Here is a 23,740-nt window from a genome sequence, read left to right as displayed (position 1 = left end):
CGCCCGTCGATTTCGGCGGGCGCCTTGTTGTTTCCGGCGTCGGCTGTGCTGCCCACCGGTTACGGGACGGAGGGCGGGAGGATGGGGTAGCTGCCTGTGCTGGTGGGGGCGTGTTCCGGTAGCCACAGGACTGCTACCGCGCCCTCGGCCGGTATGTGGGGTGGGGCGCCGGCCGGGCGGATGTTGCGGAAGGTCAGGCGGGCGCCCAGGACGCGGGCCTGGCCGGCGGCGATGGTCAGGCCCAGTCCGTGGCCGTGGCCGGCGCGGTCGGTGCTGCCGGTGCGGAAGCGGCTCGGTCCCTCGGCGAGGATGTCCTCGGGGAAGCCGGGGCCGTGGTCGCGCACCCGGATGACGCGGCCCTCCACGGTGACCTCGATGGGCGGCTTGCCGTGCCGGGCGGCGTTGGCCAGCAGGTTGAACAGCACGCGCTCCAGCCGGCGGGGGTCGGTGGTGACTTCCGATTCGTGGACGACCCGGACCTCGATCTCCGGGTCCTTGACCGCGACCCGGCGGGCGACGAACTCACCCAGCAGGATGTCCTGCAGCTCCGCCCGCTCCGAGGCGCCGTCCAGGCGGGCCACCTCCAGGACGTCCTCCACCAGGGTGCGCATCGCCTTCGCCCGGTCCAGCACCAGCTCGGTCGGACGGCCGGGCGGCAGCAGCTCGGCCGCCGTGAGCAGCCCGGTCACCGGGGTGCGCAGCTCGTGCGCGATGTCGGCGGTCACCCGGCGTTCGGCCTCCAGCCGCTGCTGGAGCGCGTCCGCCATGGCGTCCACCGCGCTCGCCAGGTCGTCGGTCTCGTCCCGGACGATCCCGCCGATGGCGTCCCGCACCCGCACCTCCGTCTCCCCGCGGGCGACCTGGTTGGCGGCGGCCGCCGCCTTGCGCAGCCGGCGCGACAGCTGCCCGCCGATGAGCACGCCGAGCGCGCTGCCGCCCAGTACGACGGCGATGGAACCGATGACCAGGGCCTGGTCGAGGTCGCGCAGGATGTCCGTGCTGCGGTCGGTGAAGTGGGTGTGCAGCGAGAGGATGCGCCCGTCCTTGGCCGGGGTGGCGGCCCAGATGTCCGGCGGGTGGCCCCGGTGGTCGGAGACATAGGTCGCCACTCGGTTGGCCAGGACCCGCTCACGCAGCGGTGTGGGCAGACCGGCGTCGTTGATAGCGACGCCGGGGAAGTTCGCCCGGTGGGTGAGGTCGTAGTTCCGCTGGGCGATCTCGATGCGCTCCACGGCCAGATCGCGGGCGTTGTCCAGCATCGACACCCGTGCCGCGTTGTGCACGACCAGGCTGAGCACGATCGCCACCAGCGCGCCGACCAGCGCGATGGCAGCGCTGAGCTTCCATCTCAGCCCCGTCCGGATACCCGCCCGCTCCAGACGCTCAGGAAGCAGACGTCGCACGATCCCCCGCATGCCGGGCCCCGCTCAGGCCTTCAACTTGTAGCCGAAGCCGCGGACCGTCTCGATGCGGTCCTGGCCGATCTTGGTTCGCAGCCGCTGCACATGGACGTCGACGACGCGGGTGTCCCCACCCCAGCCGTAGTCCCAGACGCGCTCGAGGAGCTTGTCCCGCGACAGGACCGTGCCCGGCGCGGAGGAGAACTCCAGCAGCAGGCGCATCTCGGTCGGGGTCAGCGCCACGGGGCGGCCGGCCCGGCGCACCTCCATGCCGTCCGTGTCGACCTCCAGGTCGCCGAAGGTCAGCACACCACCGTCGTCCGCCGAGGCCGCGCCGTCCGCCTGCCGGTCACCGCCGGCGTGCCCGAAGCGGCGCAGTACCGCGCGGATGCGGGCGACCAGCACGGCCCCGTCGAACGGCTTGGTCACGTAGTCGTCGGCGCCCGCCTCCAGGCCCAGGACCACGTCGATCGAGTCGGCGCGCGCCGACAGCATGATCACCGGGACGGTGGACTCGTCGCGGATGCGCCGGCACAGGCTGACGCCGTCCAGGCCCGGGACCATGACGTCCAGCAGGGCTATGTCGGGGCGGTTCGCCCGGAACGCCTCCAGACCCGACAGGCCGTCGGGCATGGCGGTGACCACGAAGCCGTCCCGCTCCAGGGCGAGCTGGGTGGCCTCGCGGATGACGTCGTCGTCCTCGACGAACAGGACGTGGGTCTGGTCTGCCATCCCGGTGCTCTCAGTCCTTGTGTGTTTCTCGGTCGTACGGCTCTCTGCATGGACGCGTGGATCTCGCGGTGCGTTCACTCCTCCATCGGAACGAGCGGTCCGATCGGTTCACGCTCGCCGCGATGTCCGCGTCAGTTGTCCGCCGGCGCCGGTGCGGGCGCCTTTGTCGGATCGGTGTCCACCGTGGTGCCGTAGTCGGTGTGGTGGAAGCTGTCCTGCACGAACCGGCCCGCTTTCCAGACGTACGTGATCACGTTCTCGCCGGACGGGTTCGCCACCGGGTCGCCATTCTTGTACACCTGCTTGGTCACCATCAGAGCGCCGCGGTCTATCTCGGCGTAGACCGGGGATTCCTCGGACTGGAACACATTCTGGTACCGGTCGCCGTCCGCGCGATACACGTACGAGCCGACCCCCACCGCGTCACCGCACGTCAGCACGTTGATGACGACGTCGTCGACCGAGCCGTCGGTCAGGTCGCCGTACGAGACGTCGACGGGGTAGTCGTCCCCCACGCACGGCCGCAGGCTCTTCTTGACCGCGTCCGAGACCAGCGGGTCCTCCTTGACGAGCCGGACCGGGTCCACCGTCTGCATGGTGCGCACGGGGCTGGGGGAGGGCGAGGCGGCCGCGCCCGCGACCGAGTCGGCGCGGGCGGGACCCTCGTCACGGGTTCCGGTGCCGCCGGTGGCGCACGCGGAAACCAAAAGGGCGAGGGCGGCGAGCACGGCCGCCGCCGTGATCACCGCCTGAAGACTCCCCCGGGACGGGGAGTCGTCCCCGTCCGTCAGGCCGCGCACCGCTCCCGCTCCTCACGCTCCAGCGCGCGTGCGTCCAGATCGCGGGCCTCCAGCTCCTCGCGGAGCCGGGCGAGCGCCCGGTGCAGCGTGCTCTTGACCGTTCCGGCCGACATGCCGAGGGCGGCGGCCGTCTCCTCCGTGGACATCTGCTCCCAGTGTCGCAGCACGACCACGCTGCGCTGCTTCGGGGCGAGCACCTTCATGATGTCCATCAGCAGGGCGCGGTCGGCGTGCTGCTCGGTGGAGTCGTCCACGGAGGCGTCCGGGAGCTGCTCGGTGGGAACTTCCTCCAGCTTGCGGGCACGCCACCACTCGGTACGCGTGTTGATCATGACGCGTCGCAGATAGGCGTCCGCCAGCCGCTTGTCGGCGATGCCGTCCCAGCGGCCGTAGGTACGGGCCAGAGCGGTCTGGAGCAGGTCCTGGGCGTCCACCGGGTCCGGAACCAGCCGGCGGGCGCTGCGCAGCAACGCGTCCTGCCGGGTGCGGACGTACTCCTCGAACTCGAGCACCTCGCCCTGCGCCATGATCAACCGCCTCCGAAACATCCCCGTGGTGCCGGCTGCCTGCTGCCGGTGTCCTGCCTGTGGTCGTCGTGTCCCTGACGGGCACGACAACGAAGGTACGGAGGCGTTGTCACGGCGCTGTGCGGAGCAGCCTGCGGCCAGCGCTCGGCTGTACGTCGGTTGTGTAACGGAAGCCGATTGTGGGTAAGGGGGCTGGGCGATTTGGCGAAGTATGACCCGATTAGGGGTCTGTGATGGACCGTAACACGCGGCCGGACGCTGTGAAGTGTCTGTACGTCAGCCCGGAGCGGCCCGTGTGCGAAGCGGCCACGTGTTCGGCTGGGCCAGTGCGTCAGCTCAGCGGCAGCCGGTACAGCCCGTCCGGCAGCGGCTCCACCAGACCGTCCGCGACGAGACCGTCCAGCGCCCGGGCGCGCTGCACCGGCTCGTGCCACACCCGGTCCAACGCGGCCTGCGGCACGGGCGCGTGCGCCTCCCTCAGGACGGCGAGCAGCTTGCCGCGCACCTGCCGGTCGGTGCCGGCGTACGTCTGGCCGCGCCGCGGCGGCCCGTCGTGCTCCGGCTTGCCCGCCAGCCGCCACGCGCACTGCGCGGCGAGCGGGCAGCGGTGACAGTCCTCGTTCTTCGCCGTGCACACCAGGGCGCCCAGCTCCATCGAGGCCGCGGCCCAGCGCGCGGCGGTCCGCTCGTCCTCCGGCAGCAGCATGCGGGCCAGCCGCCGCTCGGCGGCCGTGGTGGCGTTCGGCGGGTACTGGACACCGCTCACCGCGCGCGCGAAGACCCGGCGCACATTGGTGTCCAGCACCGCGTGCCGCTGCCCGTACGCGAACGACGCCACCGCCGCGGCCGTGTACTCGCCGATGCCGGGCAGCGCGAGCAGCTGGGCGTGGTCGGCGGGTACGTCGCCGCCGTGCCGCTCCGCTATCGCCACCGCCGCCCCGTGCAGACGCAGCGCGCGGCGCGGGTAGCCGAGCCGGCCCCAGGCGCGCACCGCCTCGCCGGGTGCCTCCTCGGCCAGGTCGGCGGGGCGGGGCCAGCGGGCCAGCCACTGCTCGTAGACGGGCAGCACCCGGCTGACCGGCGTCTGCTGGAGCATGAACTCGCTGACCATCACACCCCAGGCACCCGCCTCCGGGCGCCGCCAGGGCAGATCACGCGCGTGCGCTTCGAACCAGGCGATGACAGGGGTGTGCAGTTCCTCCCCGGCCGGCGCGGCCGGCGGGACGGGGCTGCTGTGCAAAAGCTTCGTGGGCGCAGTCATGGCGCTACCGATCCTGCCATGCGCCACCACGCGCGCGTGTGCACCGACGGGGGCGGGTCGGAGCGCGAAGGCGCTGAGGTGGCGGAGTGGGGAGTGGGGGAGTGGACGCGGAGTGGCGAGTGCCGGGCAGGGGAGACGGGACCCGTGTGATCGTTGATACGGGACGGACGGAGCCCGGAGCCCCGGGCCCGGCGGGCTCGTGCCCCGCCCCTTCGATCACGAGCGGCACGCGCCCGGCTCCCTCGAACACGCGGGCACGCGCGCGAGAGCAGCGAACGCCTCGTCCGCGTGGATCAATTGAAACGCCGCACACCACAGCCATGACCACAGGCGCAAGGGCCGCGATCGTGAACGCGCCCGTCGGCTGAGGGACGTTCGAAGGCTGGTCTCCGGAATGATGATCCGGAAAAGTTGCGTCGCGGGCGGCGGGTGGCGCAAGCGAACGCAGCGATCTCTCGTACAGTTTGCGCCGTGGGATCTCTGCGCAATCCGGTCGGGCCGCTTCCCTCCTCCATCTATTGGCGACGGAGGGCTGTACTGCTGTCTGTGGTCGCGCTGTTGGCGCTGTTGATCACATGGGTCGTCACCTCGGGTGACGGCGGCGGCAACAACGACGCCGGCGGGTCCAACGGCAAGAACCCCGCGTCCTCGATCACTCCTGGACCGTCCGGTTCCGGTCCGGCGATCAGCCAACACCCGGGCGGGCGCGACGAGTCGGGCGGTGGGGACTCCAGCGGCTCCGGTGCCGGGTCCGGTGCGGGCGCCGGCGCCGGCTCGGGCGGCAGCGACGGCTCCGGCGGTGCCGGGGGATCCGGCGGTGGTGCGGGCTCGGCCGGTGGGCCGGACGACGGAATCAATGGCAGCGCGGGCGGCGGCACCGGTGCGGGCGCGGCGTTGCCCGCCGGCTCCCCGCTTCCCAACTGCACGCCGAGCACGGTCACGTTGACACTGCGCAGCGTTCGCAACAGCTACACGCCGGACCAGACGCCGACGTTCCAGATCGTCGCGCGCAACACCTCCGCCCACGACTGCAAGGTCGATCTCGGGCCGAAGAGCGCAGTCGTGACGATCAGCCAGGAAGGCGAACACTTCTGGTCCTCCGCCGACTGCCCCAAGGGCGGCGGGAGTCTGCTGTACCGGGTGCCGGCGAGCAGCAGCATCACGTACGTCGTGACGTGGGACCGCCGGGCGAGCGCGCCGCAGTGCGCGACGCCTCCGGCCCGGACGGCCACGCCGGGAACGTATCTGGTGGAGGCGAAGGCGCCCGGGTTCGAGAAGGCGCAGACGTCGTTCGTACTCGCGGCGGACTGACCGCGACACTGCGACATGTCAGTGGTGCGCGAACCGCCGGAGGCCGGATCGCCGACGGCTAGACGTACCGCTCCAGGATCGACGACTCCGCCAGCCGGGACAGGCCCTCGCGGACGCTGCGGGCGCGGGCCTCGCCGACGCCGTCGACGGTCTGGAGGTCGTCGACGCTGGCGGCGAGCAGCTTCTGCAGGCTGCCGAAGTGCTCCACCAGGCGGTCGATGATGGCACCGGGCAGCCGCGGGACCTTCGCCAGCAGCCGGAAGCCGCGCGGCGAGACCGCGGAGTCGAGGGCCTCGGGGGAGCCGGTGTAGCCCAGGGCGCGGGCCACCGTGGACAGCTCCAGCAGCTCGGCGTGGCTGAGCTTGTCCAGCTCGGCCAGCGCCTCCTCGACCGTGCGGGAACGCTTCGCGGTCGGCTCGGGGACGTAGTCCCGTACGACCAGCTCGCGCTCGGGCTCGACCCCGGCGATCAACTCGTCGAGCTGGAGGGCGAGCAGCCGCCCGTCGGTGCCCAGTTCGACCACGTATTCGGCGATTTCGGTGGCGATGCGGCGCACCATCTCCAGCCGCTGGGCCACCGCGGAGACGTCCCGGACCGTCACCAGGTCCTCGATCTCCAGCGCCGACAGCGTGCCCGCGACCTCGTCCAGGCGCAGCTTGTAGCGCTCCAGGGTGGCCAGCGCCTGGTTGGCGCGGGACAGGATCGCCGCCGAGTCCTCCAGGACGCGGCGCTGCCCGTCGACGTACAGGGCGATCAGCCGCATGGACTGCGAGACGGAGACCACCGGGAAGCCGACCTGCTTGGAGACCCGGTCCGCCGTGCGGTGCCGGGTGCCGGTCTCCTCCGTCGGGATCGTCGCGTCGGGGACGAACTGGACACCCGCCCGAAGGATCTTCGACAGGTCCGAGGAGAGCACGATGCCGCCGTCCAGCTTGCACAGCTCGCGCAGCCGGGTCGCGGTGAACTCCACGTCCAGGACGAAGCCGCCCGTGCACATCGTCTCGACCGTCTTGTCGAAGCCGAGCACGATCAGTCCGCCGGTGTTGCCGCGCAGTACCCGTTCAAGACCGTCCCGCAGGGGCGTGCCCGGTGCCACAGCGCTCAGCGAGGCGCGCATCAGGCCATCGGAACCGGCACTCCCACCGGACTTTCCGGGAGCTGCTGCCCGGTCGTTGGCTGCCACTGCACTCCTCCGGTCGCAGGTTCTGTGGGCGCTCCCGTTGCGCACTCGGTTCGTACGGACGGGCGAGACCAGGGCAAAGTCTACCGGCGGTCCTCCGGCTCCCGTGGGGCCTCTCGGCGACGGGAGCGCGGCAGGACCCGCAGCGCGTCCCCTATGTCGGCGACTTCCAGGACCTTCATGCCGGGCGGGATCTTCCCCGGGTCGCCCGGCACGAGCGCGTGCGTGAAGCCCAGCCGGTGCGCCTCGGAGAGGCGTCGCTGCACGCCCGTGACCCGTCTGACCTCGCCCGCCAGACCCACCTCGCCGATCGCGACCAGGTTCTTCGGCAGGGGAGTGTCGCTGGCGGCGGAGGCCAGGGCGAGCGCGATCGCCAGGTCCGCGGCCGGCTCCGACAGCTTCACGCCGCCGACCGTAGCGGAGTAGATGTCCCTTTTGCCCAGGGCGCTGATCCGGCCGCGCTGCTCCAGCACCGCCAGCATCATCGACACCCGGGAGGTCTCCAGACCGGACGTCGTACGGCGCGGGGAGGGGATCTGCGAGTCCACGGTGAGCGCCTGGACCTCGGCCACCAGCGGGCGGCGGCCCTCCAGGGTGACCGTCAGACAGGTGCCCGGGACCGGTTCGTCACGACGGGTCAGGAAAAGTCCGCTCGGGTCGGCGAGGCCCGTGATGCCCTCGTCGTGCAGTTCGAAGCAGCCGACCTCGTCCGTGGTGCCGTAGCGGTTCTTCACGCCGCGCACCAGGCGCAGACGCGCGTGCCGGTCGCCCTCAAAGTGGAGCACCACGTCCACGAGGTGCTCCAGCAGGCGGGGGCCGGCGATCGCGCCGTCCTTGGTGACGTGGCCCACCAGCAGCGTGGACATGCCGCGCTCCTTGGAGGCGCGGATCAGGGCGCCGGCCACCTCGCGGACCTGGGCCATGCCGCCGGGCGCTCCGTCGATCTCGGGCGAGGCCACGGTCTGCACCGAGTCCATGACCAGCAGGGACGGCTTGACCGCGTCCAGATGGCCGAGCACGGCCGAGAGGTCGGTCTCGGCGGCGAGGTAGAGGTGGTCGTCGATGGCGTTGATCCGGTCGGCGCGCAGTCGGACCTGGCTCGCGGACTCCTCGCCGGTGACATAGAGAGTGGGGTGCTCCTCGCTGGCCGACTTGGCGGCGACGTCGAGGAGGAGGGTGGACTTGCCGACGCCGGGCTCGCCGGCGACGAGCACGACCGCGCCCGGGACCAGGCCGCCGCCGAGGACGCGGTCCAGCTCGGGCACGCCGGTGGGGCGGGCGGTGGCCTGCCGGCCGTCGACCTGGCCGATGGGCAGCGCGGACGTGGTGACACGGCCCGGCGCGGTGGTGCGGACCGCCGGCGCGCCGTACTCCTCGACCGTGCCCCAGGCCTGGCACTCGGCGCAGCGGCCGAGCCACTTCGCCGTCTGCCAGCCGCATTCCGTGCAGCGGTAGGAGGGACGGTCCTTGGTGGTCTTGGTACGGGCAGCCATGGACCACACCGTAGCCGCCGGGTCTGACAGCGGGCCCCCGCCGGCGGTACGGCGGTGCAGGCGGGGGAGCGGGGAAGCCTGTGCCCCTCGACGGGAACCGGCCACCGCAACCCGGAACCGGCCACGGGCCGAAGGGCTGCTGTCCCCTATTGAGGGATCGTTTCACCCGTACGGATTAAAAGTGCTCAAGGCGCCCGAGAAGGCCTGCTCATGCCGCCTACGGTCGCACGGGTGACGAGCAGCACTCCGGAGACCTCGACCCGCACCACCGGCGCACACCGGGCGCACCGGGAGGCGCGCGACCGCGCCGCGGCGCGCACGCTGGCGCAGCGCCCGCCCGCGCGCTACGAGCCGTATCTCGACGGGCTGTTCACCTACTGCCTGTCCGTCCTGTGCGACCACGACTCGGCCACCGCCGCCCTCGCCGACGCGCTCACCCTCGCCGAGCGGCGCGGCACGCGCGTGCCGGAGGCCGCCGGCGACCGCAGGGCCTGGCTGTACGCGTTGGCCCGCTGGGCGTGCCTGCGCAAGCTCGCCGAGGCCAAGCAGAAACGTCAGGCCACCCACGCCGCGGGCCGCGCGGGCACCGGCAAGGAGCCCGAGGCCGCCGTGCCGGTCGCCCCTCAGGTGCAGGAGCGGCGGCGCCGCGAACTGGGCCTGCTCGCCTGGCCGGAGGCCGCCGGCACCACACCTGAGCAGCGCGAGGCCCTGGAACTCGCCGTGCGCCACCACCTGGCCGCCCACGAGGTCGCCGCCGTGCTCGGCATGGATCTCGACGCCGCCCGCGACCTGCTCGCCGCCGCGGCCTGCGAGGTGGAGCGCACCCGCGCGGCGCTGGCCGTCGTGGAGACCGGCACCTGCTCGAGCGTCGCCCGCCTCACCGGCGACGGCCGGTTCGTGCTGAGCAGCACCCTGCGCCGCGAACTGGTCCGGCACGTCGACGACTGCCCCCGCTGCCGTCGCACCGCCGAACGCGCGGTCCCCGGCCGCTGGCCCGGCGCCAGCGTCACCCCCGCCGAGCTGCCCGTACTGGAGGCGCCCCGCGCGGCCCTGCACGTCGCCCTGGCCCACCACCCACGCGCACGTGGCCTCGCCGTGCCGCGCTTCGACCGGCGCGGTTTCCCCCTGGACCCCAAAGACCGCGCGGCCCGCCGTGACCGGCTGCGCGCGCGTGCCGTGACCACGACCGTCGTCGCCACCGTGGTCGCCGCCCCCGTGCTCGCCCTGTGGGCCGCCTACCGCGGCGCACCCGTCGGCGAGGACCCCGCCGGCGGCCCGGCCACCGCCCGCCAGGACCACAACGCGGGCATGCTCGACGGCGAGACGGCGAGCGGCGCCTACGAGAACGCGGGCAACGCCAGCACCCGGCCCGGCGCCCGGTTCGGCCGGGGCGACGACGGCGACGTCTCCGTCGAGGTCGTCAGCGTCGCCGGAACCGGCGCCCGGAGCGGGGACCTGGAGGTCACCGCCGGAAGCCGGGGCGACACCACGCTGATCACCCTCACCGCGACCGGCTCGGGCCCCGTGCGCTGGTCGGCCACCACCATGGCCCCCTGGCTCTACTTCAGCCAGTCCTCGGGAACCCTCCAGCCCGGCGAGTCGTTCACGATCCAGGTGCACGTCGACCCCCTGCGCGAGCCGTCCGGCCACTGGAGCGCGCGGGTGGCGATCGCGCCCGCCGGCACCGTCGTCTCCATCGACGGCTATGGCAGCGCGCCCAGCCCCTCCGACCCGGGCACGGGCAGCCCCACGGACCCGCCGCCGTCCGGCCCCGACCCGACGCCCACCACCTCGGCCCCCTCGGACCCCGGCGGCTCACCCACCCCGAGCAGCCCGCCGTCGTCGCCCGACCCCACGCCCACCGAGACCACCCCGTCCGACCCGGGCGGCTCCACCGGCCCCGGGAGCTCGACCCCGCCGCCCGGCGACAACGGCGACCCGACCCCGTCGACGTAGTGACACCGGACGCGATACGGCGCCGTACGCCTTGCGCATACGGCGCCGAAACCCACCCGTGGGCCGGGTCAGCCGGCCGGGTCCGCCGGGTGCGGGGCGAGCAGCGGCAGCCGGGATGCCAGCCGCTCCTCGCACAGCTCGACCAGCCGGTCGTAGCCGGCCTTGCCCATCAGCTCGGTCAGCTCCGCCCGGTAGGAGACGTACACCGGGTCGCCCGCGCCGTGCGCCGAGGTCGCCGACGTGCACCACCAGTGCAGGTCATGGCCGCCCGGACCCCAGCCCCGGCGGTCGTACTCCCCGATCGACACCTGCAGCACGCGCGTGTCGTCGGGCCGCTCGATCCAGTCGAAGGTCCGCCGGATCGGCAGCTGCCAGCACACGTCCGGCTTGGTCTCCAGCGGCTCGCGTCCCTCGCGCAGGGCCAGGATGTGCAGCGAGCAGCCCGCGCCTCCGGCGAAGCCGGGCCGGTTCTGGAAGATGCAGGAGCCCTGGAAGGGCCGGGTCTGCCGCTCGCCGTCCTCGTCCTCGGACACCCAGCCGTTCTTCGTGCCCTCGGCATGGTGCTGCCAGATCTCCGGCGTGAGACGCGCCACATGCCCGGCGACCCGTTGCTCGTCGTCCTCGTCGGAGAAGTGCGCGCCCAGCGAGCAGCACCCGTCGTCCGCGCGGCCCGCCTGGATGCCCTGGCAGCCGCTGCCGAAGATGCAGTTCCAGCGGGAGGTCAGCCATGTCAGATCGCACCGGAAGACCTGCTCGTCGTCCGCCGGATCCGGGAACTCCACCCACGCGCGCGGGAAGTCGAGTCCCTTCTCGTCGGCCACCGGCGCCTGAGGCCCCGGCAGGGCCTTCTTGGGCTTCTTCGCAGCCTTCACCACCTTCGCCTGCGAAGGAACCTTGGAGGCTTTGGTCGACTTTTCGGCCTTCGCCGTTTTGGTCGGTTTTTCGTCCTTCGCCTTTTTCGTCTTTGGCACCCGTCCAGGGTAAGTCGCCGGGCGCCCGTCCCGGCACCGCACGGGGGGCCGAACACGGTGCCGCTGGCAGTAGCGTTCCCTACATGAGACTCGGTGTCCTCGATGTGGGATCGAACACGGTGCATCTGCTGGTGGTGGACGCGCACCCCGGCGCACGCCCACTGCCCGCGCATTCGCACAAGGCGGAGCTGCGGCTCGCCCAACTCCTGGACGACGAGGGCTGCATAGACTCCCAGGGCATAGACAAACTGGTCACCGTCGTCAAGGACGCCCTCCAGGCCGCCGAGGACAAGGGTGTGGAGGACCTGGTGCCATTCGCCACGTCCGCCGTCCGCGAGGCCGGCAACGCCGACGACGTCCTCGCGCGCGTGCGGGAGGAGACCGGCGTCGAGCTGCAGGTGCTCAGCGGTGAGGAGGAGGCCCGCCTCACCTTCCTCGCCGTCCGTCGCTGGTTCGGCTGGTCCGCCGGGAAGCTGCTGGTCCTCGACATCGGCGGCGGCTCACTGGAGATCGCCTACGGCATGGACGAGGAACCGGACACGGCCGTGTCGCTGCCGCTGGGCGCCGGCCGCCTCACCGCCGGCTGGCTGCCCGGCGACCCGCCCGACCCGGAGGACGTCCGCGCCCTGCGCCGCCACGTCCGCGCGCAGATCGCCCGCACGGTCGGCGAATTCAGCCGCTTCGGCGCCCCGGACCACGTGGTCGCCACCTCCAAGACCTTCAAGCAGCTGGCCCGCATCGCCGGCGCCGCCCGCTCCGCGGAGGGCCTGTACGCCCAGCGGGAGCTGAAGCGGGAGAGCCTGGAGGCGTGGGTCCCCAAGCTCGCCGACATGACCACCGCCCAGCGCGCCGAGCTCCCCGGCGTCTCCGAGGGCCGCGCGGGCCAGCTCCTCGCCGGCGCGCTGGTCGCCGAGGGCGCGATGGACCTCTTCGAGGTGGAGGCCCTGGAAATCTGCCCGTGGGCCCTGCGGGAGGGAGTGATCCTGCGCCGCCTGGACCACATGGGATCGGCGTAACCCACACCCATGCACGGGCGCGAGGCCGTGCCGACATACGGCTCCGCCGCGGGCGCCGTCAACCACAACGCCGCCCGCACACGCGCGTGGTCCTCACCACAAACGGCGAGCAGGCGCCCCCCGGCGGCGCTGCCCGCGGCCGGCACCCGCGCGTGGTCCTCACCACAACGGCGAACATGCGCCCCGGCCGCGCAGCCCGCAGCTCGCATGGTCCTCACCACCACCGCAACGGCGAACAGCCCCCGGCCGCCCACGCCCCCAGCCCGCAGCCGCGTATGGCGCTCGCCACAACGGCGATTACGCACCCCGCGTCCACAACGCCGCACCCCGTAACCTGTCCCCCATGGCAGAGCCAGTCGTACGGATCCCGGATGCGAAGGTCGCGCTGTCGACGGCCTCGGTGTATCCGGAGTCGACGGCCACGGCCTTCGAGATCGCCGCGCGCCTCGGCTACGACGGTGTCGAGGTCATGGTGTGGACCGACCCGGTCAGCCAGGACATCGAGGCGCTGCGCAGACTCAGCGACTACCACCGGATCCCGATCCTCGCCGTACACGCCCCCTGTCTGCTGATCACGCAGCGGGTGTGGTCCACCGACCCGTGGACCAAGCTGCAGCGCGCCCGGGTGGCGGCCGAGAAGCTCGGCGCGAGCACGGTCGTCGTCCACCCGCCCTTCCGCTGGCAGCGCCAGTACGCCCGGGACTTCGTGGACGGAATCTGGCGCATGGCGAACGAGACGGACGTGCGGTTCGCCGTCGAGAACATGTACCCGTGGCGCTACCGCGACCGCGAGATGCTCGCGTACGCCCCCGACTGGGACGTCACGAAGGACGACTACCGCCACTTCACGATCGATCTCAGTCACACCGCGACCGCCCGCACCGACGCGATCCAGATGATCGACCGCATGGCCGACCGCCTCGGCCACGTGCACCTCGCCGACGGCCGCGGCTCCGCCAAGGACGAGCACCTGGTGCCCGGCCGCGGCACGCAGCCCTGCGCGGAGGTGCTCGAGCGGCTCGCCGTGAACGGCTTCGACGGTCATGTGGTCATCGAGGTCAACACCCGCCGCGCCATGTCCAGCGCGGAGCGCGAGGCCGACCTCGCCGAGGCCCTGGCCTTCACCCGCCTCCACCTGGCGTCCTCGGTGAAGGTGCCCCGGCGATGACGAGCCGTGGCGACACCCCGGCGACGACGGCCACCCCCGCCGGTGGCCGCCGCCGGGGGCGGCCACCGAGCACGGAGTCGGCCGGCACCCGTGACCGCATCCTGACCGCGGCGCGCGAGGAGTTCTCCGAGCGCGGCTACGAGAAGACGTCCGTGCGCGGCATCGCCAAGGCCGCCGGTGTCGACTCGGCGCTCGTCCACCACTACTTCGGCACCAAGGAACAGATCTTCGAAGCGGCCATCGAGGTCGCGTTCGCACCGGCCCTGACGATGCGCGACGCGGCCCTGGCCGGTCCCCTCGCCGATGTCGGCGAGCGCATGACCCGCCTGCTCTTCGGCCTCTGGGAGAACCCCGCCACTCGGACATCGCTGCTCGCGATCATCCGCTCGGCGGTGAACAACGAGACCGCCGCGGCCGCCCTGCGCCGGCTCGTCTCCACGCAGCTGCTGCGCCGGGTCGCGGGAGAGCTGCGGACCGCGGACGCCGAGCTGCGCGCCGAACTGGCGGCCGCCCAGCTGGTCGGCACGGTGATGCTGCGGTACGTGATCAAGGTGGAGCCGCTGGCGTCGGTGGACGTCGAACAGATCATCGCCCGCCTCGCCCCGGTCGTACAGACGCACCTGACGGGCGGCTGAGAGACGCGGAACGGCGAGACACCCGTCCCGCATTCCGGACACCCTGTCCCGGTCCCTGGATGACCGGCGTACGCTCGACTGCAGTCAGAATTCTCTGACCGAAGGTCTTAGAAGGAGCGAGCGACGATGCCCGAGCTGAGGTCCCGCACAGTCACCCACGGCCGCAACATGGCGGGCGCCCGCGCCCTGATGCGCGCCTCCGGTGTACCCGGTGCGGACATCGGCCGGAAGCCCGTCATCGCGGTCGCCAACAGTTTCACCGAGTTCGTCCCCGGCCACACCCACCTGGCCCCGGTCGGCCGGATCGTCAGCGAGGCGATCAAGGAGGCGGGAGGCATCCCGCGCGAGTTCAACACGATCGCCGTCGACGACGGCATCGCGATGGGCCACGGCGGCATGCTCTACTCCCTGCCCTCCCGCGACCTGATCGCGGACAGCGTGGAGTACATGGTCGAGGCGCACTGCGCCGACGCCCTGGTCTGCATCTCCAACTGCGACAAGATCACCCCGGGCATGCTGAACGCGGCCCTGCGGCTGAACATCCCGACGGTCTTCGTCTCCGGCGGCCCGATGGAGTCCGGCCGCGCCACCCTCGTCGACGGCACGGTCCGCACGCTCGACCTGGTCGACGCGATGTCCGACGCGGTGAACGACAAGATCTCCGACGAGGACATGCTCCGTATCGAGGAGAACGCCTGTCCGACCTGCGGCTCCTGTTCCGGCATGTTCACCGCCAACTCGATGAACTGCCTGACCGAGGCGATCGGCCTCTCCCTGCCCGGCAACGGCTCGGTCCTGGCCACCCACACCGCGCGCAAGCAGCTGTACGTCGACGCCGCGCACACCGTGATGGACCTGGTCCGCCGCTACTACGAGCAGGACGACGACTCGGTCCTGCCGCGCAGCATCGCCACCATCCAGGCGTTCGAGAACGCCATGGCCCTCGACATCGCGATGGGCGGCTCCACCAACACGATCCTGCACCTGCTGGCCGCCGCCCAGGAGGCGGAGGTGCCCTTCGGCCTGGAGCAGATCGACGCCGTCTCCCGCCGGGTGCCGTGCCTGGCGAAGGTGGCCCCCAACGTCGCCAAGGACCGCACGTACTACATGGAGGACGTGCACCGCGCCGGCGGCATCCCCGCCCTCCTCGGCGAGCTGCACCGCGCCGGTCTGCTCAACGAGGACGTGCACTCCGTGCACAGCCCGTCCCTGGCCGACTGGCTCAAGACCTGGGACGTGCGCGGCGGCTCCCCGTCCCCCGAGGCCGTCGAGCTGTGGCACGCGGCGCCGGGGTGCGTGAGGTCCGCCGAGGCCTTCTCCCAGTCCGAGCGCTGGGAGGCACTGGACACCGACGCCGAGGGCGGCTGCATCCGCTCGGCCGAGCACGCCTACTCCAAGGACGGCGGCCTCGCGGTCCTCAAGGGCAACCTCGCCGTCGACGGCTGCGTGGTGAAGACGGCCGGCGTCGACGAGTCGATCTGGACCTTCGAGGGTCCGGCGGTGGTCTGCGAGTCGCAGGAGGAGGCCGTCCAGAAGATCCTCACCCAGCAGGTCAAGGAGGGCGACGTCGTCGTCATCCGCTACGAGGGCCCCAAGGGCGGCCCCGGCATGCAGGAGATGCTCTACCCGACCTCGTACCTGAAGGGCCGGGGCCTGGGCAAGGCGTGCGCCCTGGTCACCGACGGCCGCTTCTCCGGCGGCACGTCCGGCCTGTCGATCGGCCACGCGTCCCCCGAGGCGGCCTCCGGCGGCACCATCGCCCTCGTCGAGGACGGCGACCGCATCCGCATCGACATCCCGAACCGCACGATCGAGCTGCTGGTCGACGACGCCGAGCTGGCCCGCCGCGAGCAGGCCCTGAACGGCGCCTACCGCCCGAAGAACCGCGAACGCAAGGTCTCGGCCGCCCTGCGCGCCTACGCCGCGATGGCCACCAGCGCCGACAAGGGCGCGGTGCGGGACGTGTCCAAGCTGGCCTGACCCTCTCCCGGCCGCCCCGGCCAGGTCGTACGACGATGAAGGGCCGCTCCCTCGCGGGGCGGCCCCTCGCCTGTCTCCCCCCGGGCGGCCCTCGCCTGTCTCTTTCTCTCTCCCCTCAAGCGGCCCGTCGCCTGTCTGCCCCCGCGGCCTACCACCCGCCCGGCGCCCCCGCGGGCACCGCGAACACCGTGCCGTCGGGCGCCGATGCGTACACGCGGCCGCCGGCGACCACCGGCGTGGGCAGGCTCGCGGCGATGCGGTCGCCGCCGGTGCCCAGCCGGGCGCGGGTCTGTCCGACGAGGCCGCCCGTGCGGGCGTCGACGCCGAGCAGCCGTCCGTCGGCCGCCGTGACGTACACATGGTCACCGTCTGCGGCCGGCGCCGAGGCGCGGCTCACGGACGTCTCCAGCGACCACAGCCGCTTGCGCGCGCCCATGTCGACAGCGTCCAGCGACCCTCCGACCCCCATGAGGTAGACGACGTCCCCCCGCACGGCGGCCTGCGCCCCCTGCCGGGCGACGGGCAGCGCGACCCGGCGCGTCGCCCCGGTCGCAGGGGAGTGGCGCACGACGGCGGTCGCCTCGCCGTACGTCCGGTCCAGGGCGAGCAGATACACCGATCCGCCCTGCGCACCGAAGAGGTCCAGCATCCCGTCCAGCCGGGTCTGCCAGCGCACGTCACCGGTGCGCGGGTCCACGGCGGTGACGCGGGTGTGCTTCCCGTCGCCGGACACGCTCGCCGCGAACGCCAGGGTGTCCCCGGCGAACGACTCGAAGGACGGCATGGCCTGCCCCGCGATCCGGTGGCTCCACACCGTGGCGCCCGTCGCCGCGTCGACGCCCGTCACCACGCCGTGCGCACCGGTGAGCAGCAGCATGTCGCCGACGGCCCGGAACCCGGCGTACGCGGGCACGTCCTGCCGCCTGCGCACCTGGCCGGAGGCCGGGTCGAGCGCCTCCAGCCGCCGCCCCTGGTCCGCCGGGGCGTACACGAACCCGCCCGCCACGGCCGGCGGGCCGGCGGAGCGCCCCTGCGCGGCAGGGTGCTGCCACAGCAGCCGCCCGTCCTCGGGGTCGAGCGCGAAGACCACACCGGGCCGGGCACACAGCAACCGGCCGGCGCCCGGGGCGCACTCGGCGGCACCATCTGCCGCCACAGGCTCGGCCTCCCACCCGGCGAAGCCGTCCCGCGCGGACCGCGCGGCCGTACCGCCCGCCGCGACGCCGCCGTCGATCAGCGGCACGACGGCGAACGCGCCGCCCGCGACCAGCGCCACCGCCCCCACGGCGACGGCGATCCGCGCGCGTCGACGCCTGCGCGCACGGTCACCCGCACCCGCTGCTCCCGCCTCGTCCTCCTGTGCCCCTGCGCCACCTCCCGCCTCTTCACTTTCGGGGCCGTCCTTCGGCGCGGACGGCGGTGGGCCGTCCCCCGTCAGCCGGGCCCCCGTCCGCTGAGCCGGTATGAACGCCTGCGTGTCGTACGAGGCCGCCACCGAGCGCAGCTCCCGCATCAGCTCGTCCGGTGTCGGCCGCTCTTCCGGCTCCTTGGCCAGACAACGCCCCACCAGCGGCGCCAGGTTCCCGGGCACGCCCGTCAGATCCGGTTCGTCGTGGACGACCGAGTAGGCGACGACATACGGACTGTCGGAGTCGAACGGACCCCGTCCGGTCGCCGCGTGCACCATCACGGAACCGAGCGCGAAGATGTCGGCCGCGGGCCCCACCTGCCGGGGCCGCCGGAACTGCTCGGGCGCCATGAACGGCGGTGTGCCGATCAACTTGCCGGTCTCGGTGCGCAGTTCGCTGTCCTTGGGCCGGGAGATGCCGAAGTCGATGACCTTCGGACCGTCTTCGGCGAGCAGCACGTTGCTCGGCTTCAGATCCCGGTGCACCACCCCGACCCGGTGGATGTCGCGCAGCGCCTCCGCGAGCCCCGCCATCAGCCGGCGCAACTCCGCCGTGGCCATCGGGCCGTTGTCCTTGACGTGCTCGGACAGCGTCGGACCGGGGATGAACAGCGTGGCCATCCAGGGCCGGTCGGCGTCCGGATCGGCGTCCACGACGGGCGCGGTGAAGGCGCCGCTCACCCGGCGCGCGGCCACGATCTCCTGCCGGAAACGGCCCCGGAACTCGGGGTCCCTGGCGAACTCGGCGTGCACGACCTTCACCGCGAGCCGCATGCCCGACGCACTGCGGGCCAGGTGCACGACGCCCATGCCGCCCGAGCCCAGACGGGACTCCAGCAGATAGTGACCGGCGTATTCCGGAAGTTCCGCTTCCGCGCCCGCCCCGGTGTTCCTCTGTGGCGCCATGGAACCCCCCGTGCTCTTCGTCCGCGCGCGCGACGCACGGAGCCTAGTCGATGACTCGAACAGGACAGAGGCGGCTTGCTAGCGTTGCGTGCGAGTCGCGCACAGGTGTTTCGCCGCGCGACGCAAGGGAATCAACGGGACCCCACGTCTGTCGTGGGGTGCAACGGGGGAGGTCATCATGTCGGTCGACCATGTCGACGAAACCGCAGGTGAGGCACTGCAGGCCCAGACCGCGACGGCGCTGCGCTCCTACGACGTGGCGCCCGGCGTCCGTCTGAACGTGCGCAGCGGCCCCGGCACCGGCTACCCGATCGTCAAGATCCTGCCGGAGGGCATCAAGGTGCCGGTCTACTGCCAGTCCCCGGGCACCTCGGTGTCCGGCTACTACGGCACGACCAACATCTGGGACAACATCGGCAACGGCGAGTTCGTCTCCGACGCGTACGTGCACACGGGCAGCGACGGTTACGTGGCCCCACGCTGCGCCTGAGCGAAGCCGCCCCGGCCCGTGGCGCCGGCGAGGAGCCGCGGCCCGGGGGCGGTGGGCGCACAGCGCCATAATCGAGGGCGTGAGCGACGACAACGGCACCCGGAACACCCCCACCGGCCCCCGGCCGGAACCCCTGCGATTCTTCGGCACCACCTGGGTCGACCACTCGCGCGGCTACACCGCCCGGCGCTTCGGTGTCGCCGTCGGCTCCCTCGTCGCCGCGGCGGCCGCCTGCCTGGTGCTGCGCTTCGCCTACGAGGGACTGGCGATCGCGGACACCGGCAGCTTCGTCACCGTCCTCGTCATCGCGATGTTCGCGATCTGCAGCGCGCTCGCCTTCCGGCACACCTGGGACTCCTTCGGCACGCGCCCCGACCCGGAACGGCAGGCCAACCTGCGCGGCCTGCTCGCCATCGGCTTCGTCGGCTCGCTCCTCGCCTACTTCTTCCGCTCCCTGACCGAGGCCCCGGGCGAGAAGCTCCACCGCGCCGACTACGAGGAAGCCCTCGACCAGCACCGACGCCGCACCGTGAAGCGCTCGGGCAACCCCACCAAGAAGAAGCGGCGTTCCTAGGAGCCGTCGTGGGGATGAGCGCGGTGAGCGAAAACCGTCTGCTCCCGGCGACCGTCCCGGCCACCATGGCCCCATGGCAGCCACGTCAGAACCCAGCCGCGTCCCGACCCCGGAGCACCGCGACCTCGCTCACCTTCACGCGGCCCGCGCCCACTCCTTCAACGCCGCCGCGGCCCGGTACGCCGCCCACCGCCCGTCGTACCCCGACGCCCTGTTCGACGCCGTCGAAGAGCTCGCCGGCCGTTCCCTCACCGGCGCGCGCGTCGCCGACGTGGGCGCGGGCACCGGTATCGCGACCGACCTCCTGACCCGCCGCGGCGCCGACGTCCTCGCCGTGGAACCGGGCGCCGGCATGGCCGCGGAGCTGCACCGCGGCCTGCCCGAGGTGCCGCTCGTCCGCGGCGACGGCAACGCCCTGCCGCTCGCCGCGGCCTCCATGGACCTCCTCACCTATGCCCAGTCCTGGCACTGGACCGACCCGGCCCGCGCGGTCCCGGAGGCCCGGCGTGTGCTGCGTCCGGGCGGCGCGCTCGCGCTGTGGTGGAACACCAGCGCCCCCGACGTGCCGTGGATCGCCGACCAGTCGGTCCGGATCGCCCGCCATTTCGGCATCGACGACGCCCACGTGAAGAAGGGCGCCTTCGACCCGGCCGCCGCCGACCCCACCGGCCGCCTGTGCTTCGCACATCGCCGAGTGCGCTGGAGCCGCCGCGTCCCCGTCGACACCCACCTCGCCAACATCGGCAGCCACTCCGTCTTCCTCGTCCACGGCGAGAACAGCGCCCGGACGTTCCTCACCGCCGAGCGCGCCCACCTGCTGACCGTCTTCCCCGACGGCGTCGTGGAAGAGACGTACGACGTGGAGCTGCTCGTGGCCCGCACCGCATGACCCGGCACCCTCCCCGGCACAAGCCCCGCGCCCTCGAGCCCCGCGCCCTCGAGCCCCGCGCCCGCAGGGCCGCGAGCCCCGCGGACGCTTGACGCCGCCCCGCGCCGGGCGCAGTATTCATCACATGATGAATTACTCGTCCGGCGTACCGCCCACCGACAGCCCGGCCATCCACGCCACCGCTCTCACCGCCGTCCGCGGCCCCCGCACCGTCCTGCACGGGCTGGACTTCTCCGTCCCGCGCGGCCGTATCACCGGCCTGCTCGGCCCCTCCGGCTGCGGCAAGTCCACCCTCCTGCGCGCGATCGTCGGCACCCAGGCCAAGGTCACCGGCACCCTCGACGTCCTCGGCCTCCCCGCCGGCCACCCCGCCCTGCGCACCCGCATCGGCTACGTCACCCAGGCCGCGTCCGTCTACGACGACCTGTCGATCCGCCAGAACCTCGACTACTTCGCCGCAGTCCTCAACCCCGCACAGCCCACCTCCGACCGCCGCGCCGACGTCGACCGCGTCCTCACCGACGTCGACCTCACCCGGCACGCCGACACCCTCGCCGGCAACCTCTCCGGCGGACAGCGCAGCCGCGTCTCCCTCGCCGTCGCCCTGCTCGGCACGCCCGAGCTGCTCGTCCTCGACGAACCCACCGTCGGCCTCGACCCCGTCCTGCGCCGCGACCTGTGGAACCTCTTCCACACACTCACCGACCGCGGCGCCACCCTCCTCGTCTCCTCCCACGTCATGGACGAGGCCGAACGCTGCCACCGCCTGCTGCTCATGCGCGACGGCCGCATCCTCGCCGAGGACACCCCCGACGCCCTGCGCGACCGCACCGGCGCCGACACCGTCGAGGCCGCCTTCCTCCACCTGGTGGACCAGGCCAACGCCGCAGCCCGCGCCCAGGAGACCACCCGATGAGCACCCACCCGACCGCACCGGCCCCCACCCGCGCCCTGCACCCCGCCCGCACCGCCGCCACCGCCGCCCGGGTCCTGCGCCAGCTCACCCACGACCCGCGCACCATCGCGCTGATGCTCCTCATCCCCTGCGTGATGCTCTTCCTGCTGCGCTACGTCTTCGACGGCAGCCCGCACACCTTCGACAGCATCGGCGCGTCCCTGCTCGGGATCTTCCCGCTGATCACGATGTTCCTGGTGACCTCCATCGCCACCCTGCGCGAACGCACCTCGGGCACCCTCGAACGCCTCTTCGCCATGCCCCTCGGCAAGGGCGACCTGATCGCCGGATACGCCCTCGCCTTCGGCGCCGTCGCGATCGTCCAGTCCGCCCTCGCCACCGCCCTCGCGCTGTGGGTCCTCGGCCTGGACGTCACCGGCAGCCCCTGGCTGCTCCTCCTGGTCGCCCTGCTCGACGCCCTCCTCGGCACGGCCCTCGGTCTCTTCGTCTCGGCCTTCGCGGCCTCGGAATTCCAGGCGGTCCAGTTCATGCCGGCAGTGATCTTCCCCCAGCTCCTCCTGTGCGGCCTGTTCACGCCCAGGTCCGACATGCACCCCGCCCTCGAGGCGATCTCCGACGTCCTGCCCATGTCGTACGCCGTCGACGGCATGAACGAGGTCCTCCACCACACCGACATGACCGCCACCTTCGTCCGCGACGTCCTCATCGTGGCCGGCTGCGCGCTGCTCGTCCTCGCCCTCGGCGCGGCCACCCTCCGACGCCGTACGGCCTGACCCGCGGCCGACCGCCGAGGCGTCCCGCACACCCGTTCCGCCCACCGGACAACACGGGCCCGCCCCCGCCCCGGGTGCGAGGATGCCTCCAGGACGACGCACCCTTCGGAGGCACCCCCCGCCATGACGCAGAAAGTCGCAGTTCTCGGCACCGGCAAGATCGGCGAAGCCCTGCTCAGCGGAATGATCCGCAGCGGCTGGAACCCGGCCGACCTCCTCGTCACGGCCCGCCGCCAGGAACGCGCCGACGAACTCCGCACCCGCTACGGCGTCACCCCGGTCACCAACGCCGAGGCCGCCAAGACCGCGGACACCCTGATCCTCACGGTCAAGCCGCAGGACATGGGCACCCTCCTCGACGAACTCGCCCCCCACGTCCCCGCCGACCGCCTGGTCATCAGCGGCGCCGCGGGCATCACCACCGCGTTCCTCGAGGAGCGCCTCGCCGCCGGCACCCCGGTCGTCCGCGTCATGACGAACACCCCCGCCCTCGTCGACGAGGCCATGTCCGTCATCTCCGCCGGCAGCCACGCCACCGCGGCGCACCTGGCCCACACCGAGGAGATCTTCGGCGCCGTCGGCAAGACGCTCCGCGTCCCCGAGTCCCAGCAGGACGCCTGCACCGCCCTGTCCGGCTCCGGCCCGGCGTACTTCTTCTACCTGGTCGAAGCGATGACGGACGCCGGCATCCTGCTCGGCCTGCCCCGCGACAAGGCGCACGACCTGATCGTGCAGTCCGCGATCGGCGCCGCGACCATGCTCCGCGACAGCGGGGAGCACCCGGTCAAGCTGCGCGAGAACGTCACCTCTCCGGCCGGCACCACCATCAACGCCATCCGCGAGCTGGAGAACCACGGCGTACGGGCCGCCCTGATCGCCGCCCTGGAAGCCGCCCGTGACCGCAGCCGCGCGCTGGCCGCCGGCGCGAAGGACTGAGCCCGCCGACAGGCAGGGCCGCAGGTCCAGCAGGCGCGCCGGGGTGTGGTCCCGCCAGGAGTTGACACACCCCGGTGGCATCCGTAGGGTTCTTCGAGTTGTCCGACGTGAGAGCCGACTCCGGTCGGTCCCCGGACAGCCATTCCGCAAGCACCACCCACTTCTCGACGGCCAGTCGTTTCACTGCGCTGCTGTCGTGTTGTAGGCGCGCGCATTTGCGAAATGAGGAATCCACGTTCGAAAGGACGCAGGGCCCCGATTAGCTCGGGAGCCGGGAATCCGCTAAAGTCTCACTCGTCGGAACGGCCCAAGGGCCGGGAAGGCAAACCCCGCTGACTGGGGGTCAGACGCCGAAAGGATCTGATAGAGTCGGAAACGCCGGAAAGGGAAACGCGAGAGCGAGAACCTGGAAAGCACC

21 protein-coding genes are annotated in these 23,740 nt (G+C 72.6%); 12 read left to right on the top strand and 9 right to left on the bottom strand.

Annotated features, from left to right (window positions below; translation table 11 throughout):
* Nucleotides 1-59 precede the first annotated feature (59 nt).
* The 5 genes from cseC to ACF1GV_RS12220 form a co-directional block, all read right to left on the bottom strand.
* Nucleotides 60-1,415 carry a two-component system sensor histidine kinase CseC gene (gene cseC / locus ACF1GV_RS12240; protein WP_391679699.1) on the bottom strand — a complete coding sequence of 452 codons (1,356 nt, stop codon included), beginning with the start codon at nucleotides 1,413-1,415 and terminating at the stop codon, nucleotides 60-62.
* A gap of 12 nt (nucleotides 1,416-1,427) precedes the next feature.
* Nucleotides 1,428-2,132: a two-component system response regulator CseB gene (cseB, locus tag ACF1GV_RS12235; RefSeq protein ID WP_391679697.1), complete on the bottom strand. Its 705-nt coding sequence runs from the start codon at nucleotides 2,130-2,132 to the stop codon at nucleotides 1,428-1,430.
* A 131-nt stretch (nucleotides 2,133-2,263) separates the two neighbouring features.
* Nucleotides 2,264-2,932 (bottom strand): hypothetical protein, encoded by a 669-nt coding sequence (locus ACF1GV_RS12230; protein ID WP_391679696.1) that lies wholly within the window; start codon nucleotides 2,930-2,932, stop codon nucleotides 2,264-2,266.
* The gene (locus tag ACF1GV_RS12225) at nucleotides 2,920-3,459 is read right to left on the bottom strand and encodes a SigE family RNA polymerase sigma factor (RefSeq protein ID WP_363266474.1); all 540 of its coding nucleotides are present in this window, start codon (nucleotides 3,457-3,459) and stop codon (nucleotides 2,920-2,922) included. Before ACF1GV_RS12225 ends, ACF1GV_RS12230 begins: the two co-directional genes overlap by 13 nt.
* A gap of 331 nt (nucleotides 3,460-3,790) precedes the next feature.
* Complete coding sequence (locus tag ACF1GV_RS12220) at nucleotides 3,791-4,720, bottom strand: A/G-specific adenine glycosylase (RefSeq protein WP_391679694.1); 930 nt, start codon at nucleotides 4,718-4,720, stop codon at nucleotides 3,791-3,793.
* 471 nt (nucleotides 4,721-5,191) lie between these two features.
* On the opposite strand from ACF1GV_RS12220, the gene ACF1GV_RS12215 reads away from it, so the two are divergent.
* Entirely contained in the window at nucleotides 5,192-6,031 is an 840-nt protein-coding gene (locus ACF1GV_RS12215) for a hypothetical protein (protein WP_391680415.1), read from the top strand.
* 58 nt (nucleotides 6,032-6,089) lie between these two features.
* Here ACF1GV_RS12215 and disA read toward each other — a convergent pair whose 3' ends face one another.
* On the bottom strand, nucleotides 6,090-7,214 hold the full coding sequence (gene disA / locus ACF1GV_RS12210) for a DNA integrity scanning diadenylate cyclase DisA (RefSeq protein ID WP_391679692.1): 1,125 nt from the start codon (nucleotides 7,212-7,214) through the stop codon (nucleotides 6,090-6,092).
* An 80-nt stretch (nucleotides 7,215-7,294) separates the two neighbouring features.
* Entirely contained in the window at nucleotides 7,295-8,704 is a 1,410-nt protein-coding gene (gene radA / locus ACF1GV_RS12205; protein ID WP_391679691.1) for a DNA repair protein RadA, read from the bottom strand.
* 231 nt (nucleotides 8,705-8,935) lie between these two features.
* Between radA and ACF1GV_RS12200 the strand changes: the two genes are divergently transcribed.
* Nucleotides 8,936-10,660 carry a hypothetical protein gene (locus ACF1GV_RS12200; RefSeq protein ID WP_391679689.1) on the top strand — a complete coding sequence of 575 codons (1,725 nt, stop codon included), beginning with the start codon at nucleotides 8,936-8,938 and terminating at the stop codon, nucleotides 10,658-10,660.
* A 68-nt stretch (nucleotides 10,661-10,728) separates the two neighbouring features.
* On the opposite strand, the gene ACF1GV_RS12195 is transcribed toward ACF1GV_RS12200, so the two are convergent.
* Nucleotides 10,729-11,631, bottom strand: a complete 903-nt coding sequence (locus ACF1GV_RS12195; protein WP_391679687.1) for a hypothetical protein — start codon at nucleotides 11,629-11,631, stop codon at nucleotides 10,729-10,731.
* Nucleotides 11,632-11,714: 83 nt separating this feature from the next.
* Here ACF1GV_RS12195 and ACF1GV_RS12190 point away from each other — a divergent pair, with 83 nt between their 5' ends.
* The 4 genes from ACF1GV_RS12190 (at nucleotide 11,715) to ilvD (ending at nucleotide 16,430) form a co-directional block, all read left to right on the top strand.
* Nucleotides 11,715-12,647 (top strand): Ppx/GppA family phosphatase, encoded by a 933-nt coding sequence (locus tag ACF1GV_RS12190; protein ID WP_391679686.1) that lies wholly within the window; start codon nucleotides 11,715-11,717, stop codon nucleotides 12,645-12,647.
* A gap of 343 nt (nucleotides 12,648-12,990) precedes the next feature.
* Nucleotides 12,991-13,815 carry a sugar phosphate isomerase/epimerase family protein gene (locus tag ACF1GV_RS12185; RefSeq protein WP_391679685.1) on the top strand — a complete coding sequence of 275 codons (825 nt, stop codon included), beginning with the start codon at nucleotides 12,991-12,993 and terminating at the stop codon, nucleotides 13,813-13,815.
* On the top strand, nucleotides 13,812-14,450 hold the full coding sequence (locus ACF1GV_RS12180; RefSeq protein WP_391679683.1) for a TetR family transcriptional regulator: 639 nt from the start codon (nucleotides 13,812-13,814) through the stop codon (nucleotides 14,448-14,450). The genes ACF1GV_RS12185 and ACF1GV_RS12180 overlap by 4 nt, the downstream gene beginning before the upstream one ends.
* 126 nt (nucleotides 14,451-14,576) lie before the next feature.
* Nucleotides 14,577-16,430: a dihydroxy-acid dehydratase gene (ilvD, locus tag ACF1GV_RS12175; protein WP_391679681.1), complete on the top strand. Its 1,854-nt coding sequence runs from the start codon at nucleotides 14,577-14,579 to the stop codon at nucleotides 16,428-16,430.
* Between the two features lie 148 nt (nucleotides 16,431-16,578).
* On the opposite strand, the gene ACF1GV_RS12170 is transcribed toward ilvD, so the two are convergent.
* Complete coding sequence (locus tag ACF1GV_RS12170; protein ID WP_391679680.1) at nucleotides 16,579-18,744, bottom strand: PQQ-binding-like beta-propeller repeat protein; 2,166 nt, start codon at nucleotides 18,742-18,744, stop codon at nucleotides 16,579-16,581.
* A gap of 178 nt (nucleotides 18,745-18,922) precedes the next feature.
* Between ACF1GV_RS12170 and ACF1GV_RS12165 the strand changes: the two genes are divergently transcribed.
* The 6 genes from ACF1GV_RS12165 (at nucleotide 18,923) to proC (ending at nucleotide 23,322) form a co-directional block, all read left to right on the top strand.
* The gene (locus tag ACF1GV_RS12165; RefSeq protein WP_391679678.1) at nucleotides 18,923-19,234 is read left to right on the top strand and encodes an SH3 domain-containing protein; all 312 of its coding nucleotides are present in this window, start codon (nucleotides 18,923-18,925) and stop codon (nucleotides 19,232-19,234) included.
* 79 nt (nucleotides 19,235-19,313) lie between these two features.
* Nucleotides 19,314-19,808 carry an EamA/RhaT family transporter gene (locus tag ACF1GV_RS12160; protein WP_391679676.1) on the top strand — a complete coding sequence of 165 codons (495 nt, stop codon included), beginning with the start codon at nucleotides 19,314-19,316 and terminating at the stop codon, nucleotides 19,806-19,808.
* A gap of 73 nt (nucleotides 19,809-19,881) precedes the next feature.
* On the top strand, nucleotides 19,882-20,697 hold the full coding sequence (locus ACF1GV_RS12155; RefSeq protein ID WP_391679674.1) for a class I SAM-dependent methyltransferase: 816 nt from the start codon (nucleotides 19,882-19,884) through the stop codon (nucleotides 20,695-20,697).
* Between the two features lie 124 nt (nucleotides 20,698-20,821).
* Entirely contained in the window at nucleotides 20,822-21,613 is a 792-nt protein-coding gene (locus ACF1GV_RS12150) for an ABC transporter ATP-binding protein (RefSeq protein ID WP_391679672.1), read from the top strand.
* On the top strand, nucleotides 21,610-22,386 hold the full coding sequence (locus ACF1GV_RS12145; RefSeq protein ID WP_391679670.1) for an ABC transporter permease: 777 nt from the start codon (nucleotides 21,610-21,612) through the stop codon (nucleotides 22,384-22,386). Before ACF1GV_RS12150 ends, ACF1GV_RS12145 begins: the two co-directional genes overlap by 4 nt.
* 123 nt (nucleotides 22,387-22,509) lie before the next feature.
* Complete coding sequence (gene proC, locus ACF1GV_RS12140) at nucleotides 22,510-23,322, top strand: pyrroline-5-carboxylate reductase (RefSeq protein WP_391679669.1); 813 nt, start codon at nucleotides 22,510-22,512, stop codon at nucleotides 23,320-23,322.
* The last annotated feature ends 418 nt before the right edge of the window (nucleotides 23,323-23,740 follow it).

It is taken from the genome of Streptomyces sp. NPDC014006, assembly GCF_043088925.1.
Taxonomy (GTDB): Bacteria; Actinomycetota; Actinomycetes; order Streptomycetales; family Streptomycetaceae; genus Streptomyces.
Note: the sequence above shows the minus strand (reverse complement) of the source record. Positions and strands in the feature narration are given on the sequence as shown.

Excerpts from the sequence above, each read along its gene's own strand:
- cseB (WP_391679697.1), bottom strand. The coding sequence starts at position 2,132 with ATGGCAGACCAGACCCACGTCCTGTTCGTCGAGGACGACGACGTCATC.
- ACF1GV_RS12225 (WP_363266474.1), bottom strand. The coding sequence starts at position 3,459 with ATGGCGCAGGGCGAGGTGCTCGAGTTCGAGGAGTACGTCCGCACCCGG.
- ACF1GV_RS12180 (WP_391679683.1), top strand. The coding sequence starts at position 13,812 with ATGACGAGCCGTGGCGACACCCCGGCGACGACGGCCACCCCCGCCGGT.
- ACF1GV_RS12170 (WP_391679680.1), bottom strand. The coding sequence starts at position 18,744 with ATGGCGCCACAGAGGAACACCGGGGCGGGCGCGGAAGCGGAACTTCCG.
- radA (WP_391679691.1), bottom strand. The coding sequence starts at position 8,704 with ATGGCTGCCCGTACCAAGACCACCAAGGACCGTCCCTCCTACCGCTGC.
- ACF1GV_RS12190 (WP_391679686.1), top strand. The coding sequence starts at position 11,715 with ATGAGACTCGGTGTCCTCGATGTGGGATCGAACACGGTGCATCTGCTG.
- ACF1GV_RS12150 (WP_391679672.1), top strand. The coding sequence starts at position 20,822 with ATGATGAATTACTCGTCCGGCGTACCGCCCACCGACAGCCCGGCCATC.
- ilvD (WP_391679681.1), top strand. The coding sequence starts at position 14,577 with ATGCCCGAGCTGAGGTCCCGCACAGTCACCCACGGCCGCAACATGGCG.
- ACF1GV_RS12220 (WP_391679694.1), bottom strand. The coding sequence starts at position 4,720 with ATGACTGCGCCCACGAAGCTTTTGCACAGCAGCCCCGTCCCGCCGGCC.
- ACF1GV_RS12165 (WP_391679678.1), top strand. The coding sequence starts at position 18,923 with ATGTCGGTCGACCATGTCGACGAAACCGCAGGTGAGGCACTGCAGGCC.
- ACF1GV_RS12155 (WP_391679674.1), top strand. The coding sequence starts at position 19,882 with ATGGCAGCCACGTCAGAACCCAGCCGCGTCCCGACCCCGGAGCACCGC.
- ACF1GV_RS12145 (WP_391679670.1), top strand. The coding sequence starts at position 21,610 with ATGAGCACCCACCCGACCGCACCGGCCCCCACCCGCGCCCTGCACCCC.
- cseC (WP_391679699.1), bottom strand. The coding sequence starts at position 1,415 with ATGCGGGGGATCGTGCGACGTCTGCTTCCTGAGCGTCTGGAGCGGGCG.
- proC (WP_391679669.1), top strand. The coding sequence starts at position 22,510 with ATGACGCAGAAAGTCGCAGTTCTCGGCACCGGCAAGATCGGCGAAGCC.
- ACF1GV_RS12185 (WP_391679685.1), top strand. The coding sequence starts at position 12,991 with ATGGCAGAGCCAGTCGTACGGATCCCGGATGCGAAGGTCGCGCTGTCG.